Source organism: Planomonospora alba, assembly GCF_039534085.1.
Lineage (GTDB): Bacteria > Actinomycetota > Actinomycetes > Streptosporangiales > Streptosporangiaceae > Planomonospora_B > Planomonospora_B alba.
Genome location: NZ_BAAAUT010000074.1, coordinates 20,136 through 30,766, shown reverse-complemented (window position 1 = coordinate 30,766; position 10,631 = coordinate 20,136). Strand labels below are relative to the sequence as shown.

Annotated in this window: 10 protein-coding genes and 1 pseudogene; 8 read left to right on the top strand and 3 right to left on the bottom strand. The window is 74.6% G+C overall.

Going from position 1 to position 10,631, the window contains the following annotated elements; all coding sequences use genetic code 11:
* Both ABD823_RS30675 and ABD823_RS30670 read left to right on the top strand, forming a co-directional pair.
* Positions 1-461 (top strand): annotated as a pseudogene (locus ABD823_RS30675) (glycoside hydrolase family 3 protein); the annotation flags it as partial.
* Positions 462-627: 166 nt separating this feature from the next.
* The gene (locus ABD823_RS30670) at positions 628-1,458 is read left to right on the top strand and encodes an ATP-grasp domain-containing protein (protein ID WP_344865704.1); all 831 of its coding nucleotides are present in this window, start codon (positions 628-630) and stop codon (positions 1,456-1,458) included.
* 103 nt (positions 1,459-1,561) lie between these two features.
* Here the strand turns inward: ABD823_RS30670 and ABD823_RS30665 are convergent, their stop codons facing one another.
* The gene (locus tag ABD823_RS30665) at positions 1,562-1,861 is read right to left on the bottom strand and encodes a hypothetical protein (protein WP_344865702.1); all 300 of its coding nucleotides are present in this window, start codon (positions 1,859-1,861) and stop codon (positions 1,562-1,564) included.
* Between ABD823_RS30665 and ABD823_RS30660 the strand changes: the two genes are divergently transcribed.
* A complete protein-coding gene (locus ABD823_RS30660; RefSeq protein ID WP_344865700.1) occupies positions 1,860-2,186 on the top strand; it encodes a hypothetical protein in 327 nt (108 codons plus the stop codon). The genes ABD823_RS30665 and ABD823_RS30660 overlap by 2 nt on opposite strands.
* A 192-nt stretch (positions 2,187-2,378) precedes the next feature.
* Here ABD823_RS30660 and ABD823_RS30655 read toward each other — a convergent pair whose 3' ends face one another.
* Entirely contained in the window at positions 2,379-3,140 is a 762-nt protein-coding gene (locus tag ABD823_RS30655; protein ID WP_344865698.1) for an SDR family oxidoreductase, read from the bottom strand.
* A 192-nt stretch (positions 3,141-3,332) separates the two neighbouring features.
* Between ABD823_RS30655 and ABD823_RS30650 the strand changes: the two genes are divergently transcribed.
* From ABD823_RS30650 to ABD823_RS30630, 5 genes are read left to right on the top strand one after another with little or no spacing between them, the layout of a single operon-like run.
* Positions 3,333-5,150: an ABC transporter substrate-binding protein gene (locus ABD823_RS30650; RefSeq protein WP_344865696.1), complete on the top strand. Its 1,818-nt coding sequence runs from the start codon at positions 3,333-3,335 to the stop codon at positions 5,148-5,150.
* 7 nt (positions 5,151-5,157) lie between these two features.
* Positions 5,158-6,258 (top strand): ABC transporter permease, encoded by a 1,101-nt coding sequence (locus ABD823_RS30645; RefSeq protein WP_344865694.1) that lies wholly within the window; start codon positions 5,158-5,160, stop codon positions 6,256-6,258.
* Positions 6,255-7,247 (top strand): ABC transporter permease, encoded by a 993-nt coding sequence (locus ABD823_RS30640; RefSeq protein ID WP_344865692.1) that lies wholly within the window; start codon positions 6,255-6,257, stop codon positions 7,245-7,247. The genes ABD823_RS30645 and ABD823_RS30640 overlap by 4 nt, the downstream gene beginning before the upstream one ends.
* Positions 7,244-8,275 carry an ABC transporter ATP-binding protein gene (locus ABD823_RS30635; RefSeq protein ID WP_344865690.1) on the top strand — a complete coding sequence of 344 codons (1,032 nt, stop codon included), beginning with the start codon at positions 7,244-7,246 and terminating at the stop codon, positions 8,273-8,275. The genes ABD823_RS30640 and ABD823_RS30635 overlap by 4 nt, the downstream gene beginning before the upstream one ends.
* Complete coding sequence (locus ABD823_RS30630) at positions 8,272-9,249, top strand: ABC transporter ATP-binding protein (protein WP_344865688.1); 978 nt, start codon at positions 8,272-8,274, stop codon at positions 9,247-9,249. The genes ABD823_RS30635 and ABD823_RS30630 overlap by 4 nt, the downstream gene beginning before the upstream one ends.
* A gap of 25 nt (positions 9,250-9,274) precedes the next feature.
* Here the strand turns inward: ABD823_RS30630 and ABD823_RS30625 are convergent, their stop codons facing one another.
* A complete protein-coding gene (locus ABD823_RS30625; protein ID WP_344865686.1) occupies positions 9,275-10,573 on the bottom strand; it encodes a DUF2252 domain-containing protein in 1,299 nt (432 codons plus the stop codon).
* Between the last annotated feature and the right edge of the window lie 58 nt (positions 10,574-10,631).

Here is a 10,631-nt window from a genome sequence, read left to right as displayed (position 1 = left end):
GACTGGCCGCGGCCCGGCGGGCCCTGCGCCTGACCCGCCGCTCGTCCCGCGCGGTGCTCCCCCTGGCGGCCCCGCCGCACGTGGTCGAGCTGGCCCCGGAGACGAACACCGCCGTCGGCCGGGGAACGCCCTGGGGGATCGGCGAGCCGCTCGGGGCGCTCCTGCCCGGCACCACCGTCACCCGCCTGCACGCGGGGGCGGCCACCGGGGGAGCGATCGAGGCCGTCCTGGCGGCGGCGGCGGGCCGCCCGCTGGTCGCCGTGGTCCGCGACGCGCACCGCCACCGGTGGCAGGCGGACGCCCTGGAGCACCTCCTGGCGGCCCGTCCGGACGCCGTCGTGGTGGAGATGGGCTTCCCCGGCCGCTCCGACCTCGGCGCGGTCCACCTCGCCACCCACGGCTCCGCTCGGGTCTGCGGTCAGGCCGCGGCCGAGCTGCTCGCCGGAGCCGTCCCGGCCTGACGCCCGGATCCGGTCTCCGGCCCTGCGCCCCGAGCCTCCCCCCGCCGGATAAATTCGGACATACTTCGTAAAGTCGGGTGGCTGGAAAGGTATGGTCTCCGGCTCAGCGGCTTGTGTAATGTCCCTTCCAGTCTTTCGATCCTGACATGGGGGCGTTCCTGTGAGCATGTCCGTGGCGTACGTGACCTACGCGGACCCGGAAGGGCTGGACGACGAGAAGGAGACCGCCCTCGCCGCCTGGGCCGAGGCCGGGATCTCGGGGCGGGCGGTGCGCTGGGACGACCCGGAGGCCGACTGGTCCGCCTTCGACCTCGTGGTGGTCCGCTCGGCCTGGGACTACGTGGACCGGCGCGAGGAGTTCCTCGCCTGGGCGCGCCGGGTCGAGTCCGTGACCCGGCTGGCCAACCCGGCGGCGGTGCTGGAGCGCAACACCGACAAGACCTACCTGCGGGACCTGCCGGTGCCGATCATCCCCACCCGGTGGGTCGCGCCGGGCGAGAGCGCGGACCTGCCCGACCTCGCCGAGTACGTGGTCAAGCCCGCGGTCTCGGCGGGCGCCCGCGACACGATCCGCACCGCCGACCGGGACAAGGCGCGCGAGCACGCGGCCCGGCTGGCGGCCGGAGGCCGGACGGCGATGGTCCAGCCCTACCTCGACATGGTCGAGACCGAGGGGGAGACCTCGCTGCTCTACTTCGGCGGCCGGTTCAGCCACGCCGTACGGCGCAACCCCATGCTGGCCGGGGGCAGCGCCGCGCCTGACGCGGACAACGCCCGGGCGGACCTGCGCACCCCCGCCCCCGACCAGCTGGCCCTCGCCGAGCGGGTGCTGGCCGGATTCCCCGGCCTGCTCTACGCCCGTGTGGACCTCGTCCGGCTCGCGGACGGAGCCCCGGCCCTCATCGAGGTCGAGCTCACCGAGCCGTACCTGTTCCTGCGCTACGCCCCCGGCGCCGCGGAGAACCTGGCGCGGGCGGTGCTGGAGCACGCCTCCTGACGGCCGGCGCGCCCGCCCGCGGCCCCGCGGGCGGGTGGGGGCGCGGTGGTACGGCGTGCGCCGGGCGCACGCCGTACCACCGGTCACCGGGCGGCCCGGCCGGTCACCGGGGGAGGGCGACGGCGAGCGGGGTCACCCCCGCGGCGCGCAGGGCGCAGGGGAGCCCGGCGACCCGGGGCTGCTCGTGCGGGTCCAGGCCGCCGGGGGCGGTGACCGCCAGGCGGACCGCGCCGCCGGGGGCGGGCTGCTCGGTCAGGGCCGACCGGGCGGGGACGGTAGCGTGCCTCGGCGTGGACGAGACGACGGACAGGGCGGCGGACGAGACGGCAGGCGGGACGGTGGACGAGACGGTGGGCGAGGTGGCGGCACGGGCCCGGACGGCGGCGGACGGGGACTTCGGCATGCCGGGCTCGCTGGCCCGGGTGCTCGGCGAGATCGGGGCGGAGCGGGCCGCGCAGGACGCCCGGTGGGGGATCCAGGACGTCCCCGACGGCACGGGCCCGCAGGGCGCGGCCGCCGCGGAACGGGCCAAGGGCGAGACGGCCGCGGCGGCCGCGGACGGCACGCTGACCTGGCGGCACATCCTGGTGGAGGAGGTGCTGGAGGCGCTCGCCGAGGACGATCCCGGCGCGCTCCGCGCCGAGCTGGTGCAGGTGGCCGCCGTCGCGGCCAAGTGGATCCAGGCCATCGACCGGCGCCGCCCGCGGAACGCGCCCCGGGCGGGGTAGGGCGGATCCGCCGGGGATGCCGTTCGAACGGATCGAGGGTGTGGGCGCCGGTCCTCGCGACGCCCTTGATGTCGCGCGGGTCACCAGGGGCCGCCCCCGGACCGGCGCGGTGGCGGTCAGGGGGCCGTCGATCACGGGAGCCGCGGTACGGCGGGTGCCCCGGGGCGCCCGCCGTACCGGCCGGGACGGGGGTCAGCCGTGGGTGGTCATGCCGCCGTCGACGGGGATGACGGCGCCGGTGAGGTAGGCGCCGGCCCGCGAGGCCAGGTAGATCGCGGTGCCGGCCACGTCCTCGGGGGTGCCGATCCGGCCCATCGGCACGCTGGAGGCGACCGCCCGGCGCATCTCGGGGTCGTCGAGGGCGAAGGCCATCATCTTGGACTCGAAGGGGCCGGGCGCGATGGCGTTGACCGTGATCGAGTCGCGGACGAGGCGGTGGGCCAGGTGGCGGGTGAGCATGTGCACGGCCGCCTTGGTGGTGGAGTAGGCGTAGGTCTCCAGGGCGGGCACCCGGATGCCGTCGACCGAGCCGACGTTGATGACGCGGGCCGGGTCCTCGGGGGAGGCGGCGGCGCGCAGCAGCGGCAGGAAGCGCTGGGTCAGGTAGAACACGCCCTTGACGTTGACGCCCCAGAGCTTGTCGAAGGCGTGCCCGGGATACTCCTCCAGCGGCGCGCCCCAGGTGGCGCCGGCGTTGTTGACCAGCACGTCCAGCCGGTCCTCGCGGGCGGAGACCGCCTCCGCGAGCGCGGCGACGCCGTCCTCGGTGGACAGGTCGGCCGGTACGGCGACGCAGCCGAGCTCGGCCGCGGTCTTCTCGACCTCGGCGGCCTTGCGGGAGGAGATGTAGACCGTGGCGCCCGCCTCTGCGAAACCTGCCGCGATCATCCGGCCGATGCCCCGGGACCCTCCCGTGACCACGACCTTCTTGCCTTGCACCGAGAACAGACTCATGTTCGGTAAGCATGCCGTACGGCCGCCGCCGCGTCCATACCGACTGGTCGGTCACATCGCGACCGGACTCTCTGAAAAATAATGCCGTGCAATGAAACAAGAGTGAAACAATTTTACGCAACTCGTTGACACGGGCTCCTGTCAGGGTGTGCCGTCGTCTACAGCAGGCACCGGTTCGGAGGTGAGGTCGACATGACCCGATTGGGCGCCCGTCTGGCGGCGCTGGGCCTGGCACTGGCGATGGCGGCGCTCCCGGCGGCACAGGCCCAGGCCGCGCGGGAGCCGGAGGCGGGCAGGCGGATCGTCCGGCTGGGCGCGACGCAGGCCATCGACTCCATGAACCCCTTCCTGGCGGTCCGGGTCGTCTCGACCCAGATCCACCGGTGGATGTACGGCTACCTGACCGTCCCCGACTCCAAGACGCTCCGGCCCGCCCCGGACCTGGCCGAGTCGTGGGAGACCTCGGACGACGGGCTGACCTGGACCTTCAAGATCCGGGACACCCGGTGGTCCGACGGCACGCCGCTGACCGCCCGCGACGCCGCGTGGACCCTCAACAAGATCATGACGGACGACGCGGCCAAGACGGCGAACGGCCCGGCCGTGGAGAACTTCGAGAGCGTGGCGGCCGCCGACGACCGCACCCTGGTGATCAGGACGAAGAAGCCGCAGGCATCGATGCTGGAGCTGCCGGTGCCGATCCTGCCCAGGCACGTGTGGGAGAAGGTCGGTGACATCGGCGCCCACGAGGCGGAGCAGTACCCGGCCGTCGCCAGCGGGCCGTACATCGCGGTCGAGCACGTCAAGAACGCCTACGTGAAGCTGAAGGCCAACCCGTCCTACTGGCGCGGTGCCCCCGCCGTCGACGAGCTGCACGTGGTCTTCTACGAGAACCCCGAGGCGGCCAACGTCGGGCTGCGGAAGGGCGACATCGACTGGATCGGCCGGATGGACGGCGCGCAGTTCGAGGCGCTGGCCGGCGACCCGGCCATCGTGCGGTGGAACACCTCCGGCCGCCGCGCGGTCTACCTGCAGCTGAACCCCGGCGCCGCCACCGCCGGCGGCGAGCCCATCGGCGACGGGCACCCGGCCCTGAAGGACGTGCGGGTGCGCCGGGCCATCCACCACGCGATCGACAAGAAGACCCTCGCCGAGCAGGTCCAGAACGGCCTGGCCGTGCCGGCCGACGGCTCCATCGTGCCGCCCATGTACAAGGAGTTCTTCTGGCGGGCCGAGGGGGACGCGGCGGTCTCCTACGACCCGGCCGAGGCCAACCGGATCCTGGACGAGGCCGGCTACCGCAAGGGCGCCGACGGCGTCCGCACGATGCCGGACGGGAAGCGGAGGCTGGAGATGCGCTTCAGCATCCACACCGACGCTCCGGCCGAGGACAAGCTCGCCCAGTTCCTCACCGGGTGGCTCAAGGAGATCGGCATCGCGCTCACCACGCGCAGGCTCGACTCCAACAAGTTCACCGAGGAGACCGGGAGCACCGCCCTGTACGACATCGCGATCAGCGGCTGGTCGGTCAACCCGGACCCGGAGGAGGTCTTCGCCACCCACCTGTGCAGCCGCAGGCCCACGGCGAGCGGCGAGGGCGGCGGCACCGAGTCGTTCTACTGCGACGAGGAGTTCGAGAAGCTCTACCAGGAGCAGCTGAGCGAGCTCGACCGGGCCGAGCGGGTCGAGATCGTCAAGCGGATGCAGGAGAAGCTCTACACCGACGCCCCGGTCATCGCGTTGTACTACCCGAACAACCTGGAGGCCTACCGGAAGGACCGGATCGCCTCGATCACCCCGATCCCGGAGGACCGGGGCATCCTGTACGGCGGCAGCAGCTACTGGCCGGTCTACACGCTCCGCGCGGCGGCCGCCCCGGCCGGCGCGGGGTCCGGCGGGATGAGCACGGCCGCGGTGGCCGGGATCGCGGCGGGCGCCGCGGTGCTGCTCGGCGCGGGAGGGTTCCTGCTGGCCCGGCGGCGGCGCGCCACCGCCGACGAGCGCGAGTGAGCGGCGGATGACCGCTCCCCTCGGGGCCGCCCCCGGCGGCGTCCACGGCGGCGTCCACGGCGGCGTCCAGGACGGCGGGCCCGCCGCCGGTCCTGCGGCGGGCGGCCCGGAGCGCACCGGCGCCGGGCGGGGCCTGCTCCGCTACGCGCTGGCCAAGCTCGGCGGCGCGCTGCTGAGCGTCGCGATGGTGGTCGTCGCGACGTTCTTCCTGTTCCGCCTGATCCCCGGCGACCCCACCGTCGCCTACACCCGCGACGTGCCGGTCAGCCCGGAGCAGCTGGCCCTGCTCCGCCGCCAGATGGGGCTGGACCGGCCGCTGCCCGAGCAGTTCCTGGACTTCGTGGCCAGGGCGCTGCGCGGCGACCTCGGCACCTCCTACGAGTACCGCCGCCCGGTGGCCGAGCTCATCGCCGAGCGGCTCGGCCCGACCCTGCTGCTGGTCGGCACGGGGCTGGCGGTCGCGGTCACCCTGGGACTGTGGCAGGGCACCCGGGCCGCCTGGAACCACGGGGGGCGGCTGGACCGCTTCTCCACCGGCGTCTCGCTCACCCTGTGGTCGGTGCCGACCTTCTGGCTCGGCCTGCTGCTGCTGATGGTCTTCGCCGCGGGCGTCGGGCCGATCCCCGGGTTCTTCCCCACCCGGGGCATGGAGGACGTCGACGCGCCCGACGGGCCGCTGTACGCGCTGCACGTCGCCCACCACCTGGTGCTGCCCTGCCTGACCCTGGTCGCCGTGGTCTACGCCCAGTACCTCGTGGTCATGCGCTCCTCGCTGCTGGAGGAGATCGGCCAGGACTACGTGACCACCGCCCGGGCCAAGGGCCTGCGCGACGCCCAGGTACGGCGCCGCCACGCCGTGCCCAACGCCCTGCTGCCCACGGTGACGCTGGTCTTCCTGCACATCGGCCTGGTGGTGCAGGGCGCGGTGACGACCGAGACCGTCTACTCGTGGCCCGGCCTCGGCCTGCTGTTCTACGAGGCGATCAAGGGCCCGGACTTCGCCGTGATGCAGGGGACGTTCATGGTCCTGTGCGTGGCGGTGATCGTCATGAACACGCTGGCGGACGTGCTCTACCACGTCCTCGATCCCCGGGTGAGGTCGGCATGAGCGACCGGACGGACACCCCCGGAGTCCCCCGGGACCCCGGGCCCTCCCGCGTCCCCGGGCCGCCCGGGGCCGCCGGACCGCCACCCGGCGTCCCCGGCGCCGGACCGCCCCGCGACCCGGCCCGGGCCCGCCGCCGCGCGGCGCTCGCCCGCTTCGCGCGCGCGTACCGCGCGCAGCGCCCCGGCCTGTACGGCGCCGCGGTCCTGCTCGCCGCCGTGCTGCTCGCCCTGCTCGCACCGCTGGTCACCGACCCGTCGGGACTGGACGTCACCCGGGCGACGGGGGAGAAGATGGCGCCGCCCAGCTGGGACTTCCCGCTCGGCACCGACGAGTCGGGCCGCTCCGTGCTGCTGATGACGCTGTGGGGCTCGCGGGTCTCCCTGCTCATCGGCTTCCTGTCGGCGCTGCTCAGCATGGTGATCGGCACGGTCGTCGGGGTCGCCGCCGGCCACTTCCGGGGCTGGACCTCGGCGGTGCTGATGCGGATCACCGACTGGTTCCTGGTGCTGCCCTCGCTGGTGCTCGCCCTGGTGCTGGCTGCCATCCTCGGCGGCGGCACCCCCACGATCGTCCTGGCCATCGGGGTGACCTCCTGGGCGTCGACGGCCCGGCTGATCCGGGCCCAGACGCTCGCCGTGGAGGCCCGGCCGTACATCGAGCGCTCCCGGGTGCTCGGCGCCGGGCACCGGCACATCATGACCCGGCACGTGCTGCCCGGCGTGGCGCCGCTCGTGCTGGCCAACACCACCCTCACCGTGGCGAGCGCCATCGTCACCGAGTCCACGCTGGCCTTCCTCGGCGCCGACTCGGGGCAGGTGTCGTGGGGCGGCATGCTGCGCGCCTCCTACGACTGGGGGGCGGTCACCTCCGGCGCGTGGTGGTACGTCCTGCCGCCGGGCCTGTGCATCGTCGCGGTCGTCCTGGCGTTCACCTCCTGCGGCCGGGCGCTGGAGGCCGTGCTCAACCCACGTCTGCGAGGGGTCTCGTGACACTGCTGGAACTGCGCGACGTGGCGGTCGCCTACCGGGGCGCCGCGGGGGACGTGCCCGCCGTGCGGGGGGTCTCGCTGGACCTGGCCGCCGGCGAGGCACTCGGCCTGGCGGGGGAGTCCGGGTCGGGCAAGTCGTCGCTGGCCATGGCCCTGCTCCGGCTGCTGCCCAGGAGCGCCCGGGTGACCGGCGAGATCCTGCTGGACGGCGAGGACGTGCTCCGGATGAGCTGGGGACGGCTGCGCGCGGTGCGCTGGGCGTCGGCCTCGGTCGTCTTCCAGGGCGCCCAGCACGCCCTCAACCCGGTGCGCAGGATCGGCGACCAGATCGCCGAGCCGCTGCTGGTCCACGGCCTGGCGACGCCCGCGCAGGCCCGCCGCAGGACCGCCGAGCTGCTGGAGCAGGTCGGCCTGCCGGCCTGGCGGGCCCGCAGCCACCCGCACGAGCTGTCCGGCGGGCAGCGGCAGCGGGTGATGATCGCCATGGCGCTGGCCTGCTCCCCGAAGCTGGTCGTCGCCGACGAGCCGACGACGGCCCTGGACGTGATGGTCCAGGCGCAGGTGCTCGCGCTGATCCGCTCGCTCATCGCCGAGCACCGCATCAGCCTGATCATGATCTCGCACGACCTGTCGGTCCTGGCCTCGACGTGCGACCGCCTGGCGGTGATGTACGCCGGGCGGGTGGTCGAGTCGGGCCCGGCGCGCGAGGTCTTCACCGGCGCGCGGCACCCCTACGCCCGGGCGCTGGCCGAGGCCTTCCCCACGGTCGGCGACCCCGCCTCGCGCCGGGCCCCCCGGGGCCTGGGCGGCGACCCGCCCGATCCGGCGCGCCTGCCGCCCGGCTGCGCCTTCCACCCCCGCTGCCCGGCGGCCCTGCCGTCCTGCGCGGAGCGGGACGTGGGGCCGCGGCCGGTGGCGGCGGGCTGGAGCGCCGCCTGCGTGCACGCCGGGCCGGAGGCCGCGGACACCGGGGAGGCGGGACAGGCAGGGGAGAGCGGGGGGACCGGAGCGGTGAGGGAGAACGCATGACGCCGGCGCCACTGATCGAGGCCCGCGACCTCCACGTGGAGTTCGCCGCGCGCGGGCGGCGGGCCCGCGCGGTCGACGGGGTGAACCTCACCGTCGGCGAGGGCGAGATCGTCGCGCTGGTCGGCGAGTCCGGCTGCGGCAAGACGACGCTGGCGCGCACCCTGCTCGGCCTGGAGCGGCCCGCCTCCGGCACCGTCCTGTACGGCGGGGCGCCGCTGGCCTACACCACCCGGGCGCTCAAGGCCTACCGGCGCGAGGTCCAGCTCGTGCCGCAGGACCCGACCGGCTCGCTCAACCCCCGCCACACCGTCTACGAGGCGGTGGCCGAGGGGCCGCGCATCCACGGCCTGCTCGGAGAGGCCGAGCGGGTCGCCGCCGCGCTCGCGCGGGCCGGGCTCCGCCCGCCGGAGCGGTTCGCCGGCGCCTACCCGCACGAGCTGTCCGGCGGGCAGCGGCAGCGCGTCGTCATCGCCGGGGCGCTCGCGCTCGACCCCCGCGTGCTGGTCGCCGACGAGCCGGTGGCGTCCCTGGACGCCTCGGTCCGCGGCGAGATCCTCGCCCTGCTGCTCCGGCTCCGCGACGAGCTGGGCCTGTCGGCGCTGGTGGTCACCCACGACCTCGGCCTGGCCTGGAACATCGCCGACCGCGTCGCGGTGATGTACCTCGGCAGGATCGTCGAGTCCGGCCCCGTCGAGCAGGTGCTGAGCGCCCCGTCGCACCCCTACACGCAGGCCCTGCTGTCGGTGCTGCCGGACTCGCCGTCCCCGGTGGTCCTGGGCGGCGAGCCGCCGGACCCGACCCGGATCCCGGACGGCTGCCGCTTCCACCCGCGCTGCCCGGCCCTGGCCGGGGGGAAGGCCGCCGGGGCGGGGGTGGACGGGGCGTGCGTGTCCCAGTCGCCGCCGGTGCTGCCCGCCTCGGCGGAGTCCCGGGCCGCCTGCCACTACGCCGCGGCGCTGCGGGCCGGGAACTGAGCCGCCCGCCGGGACACCGGGCCCGTCAGAGGCCGGGCAGACGGCCGTTGCGGAACAGGTCGACGAAGAGCTGGTGGTCGGTCCTGGCCCGGGCGCCGTAGGCGTGGGCGAATCGGACGAGCATGTCGGTGAAGCCGTCCTCGTCCCCGTCGACCACCGCCACGATCGCCTCCTCGGTGGAGAAGTCGACCAGGTCGTGGCTGGACTCGTCGTCGGCCACCGAGTGCATGCGCGCCACGGCCCGGCCCAGGTCGCCGACGACCGAGGCGAGCTCGTCGGGCTCGTTGACGTCGCCCCAATCGAGGTCCGCCGCGTACGGCGAGACCTCGGCGACCAGCTGGCCGACCCCGTCCAGCGCGGTGTAGCCGAGCCACGGGTCGGCGTAGGCCTGCAGGGCCCGCTGCGACTCGGCGGTGCGGTGCCCCTGGTGCGTGAAGTAGCCGTGCACCCGCTCGTCGGCGATGTGCCGGGCGACCGCCGGGACCTGCGCCTGCTTCATGTACAGGATGACGTCGTTCTCCAGGGCCTCGGTGTGGCCCTCCAGCAGGAGGTTGTAGGACGGCAGCCCGGCCGAGCCGATGCCGACGCCGGTGCGGAGCGTGACGTCCTTGATCCGGTGCTCGACCGCGGAGACGGCCGGGAGCGTGGCCAGGTAGTCGAGGAAGGCGGCCTCGACCGCGCTCCGGGTCGCCTCGTCCACCGGGAAGCGGCCCTCCACGGCGGCGAAGCGGCGGTCGTAGTTCTCGATCGTGGTCTCCCGGTCGAGCAGGGCCACCCGGGTGTTGAGCCTGGCCACCTGGAGCACCCGGTGGAGCACCCCGGTGGTGGTCGCCAGCGTCAGCGAGCCGATCGCCTCGTCGCCGCCGCGGGCGATGCCGTTCAGCTCGGCGAGGTAGGCGCGGGTGAGGCCGGCGACCAGCTCCGAGATCGTCTCGTCGGACAGGGCCTTGGCGTAGCCGATGAGCGCGACGCTGGCCGCCAGCCGCTTCAGGTCCCAGGTGTAGGGGCCGACGTAGGCCTCGTCGAAGTCGTTGACGTTGAAGACCAGCACGCCGGAGGCGTTCATGTAGGTGCCGAAGTTCTCGGCGTGCAGGTCCCCGTGGATCCACACCCGGCTGGTGCGGGCGTCCAGGAACGCCTCGTCGGCGAAGGCGCCGGTCATGTCCGCGTAGAACAGGCAGGCGCTGCCCCGGTAGAACGCGAAGGGGGAGGCGGCCATCCTCCGGAACTTGCGCCGGAAGGCGGCCGGGTCGCGCCGGATCGCGTCGCCGAACTCGGTGACGAGGACGTCGAGGATGCGGGTGGAGCGTTCCTGGGCGGTCACGGTGCGCACGCTACGTGCCGGAGAGCGGGTGCGGCCAGGGCCGCGGGATTGCATCTTC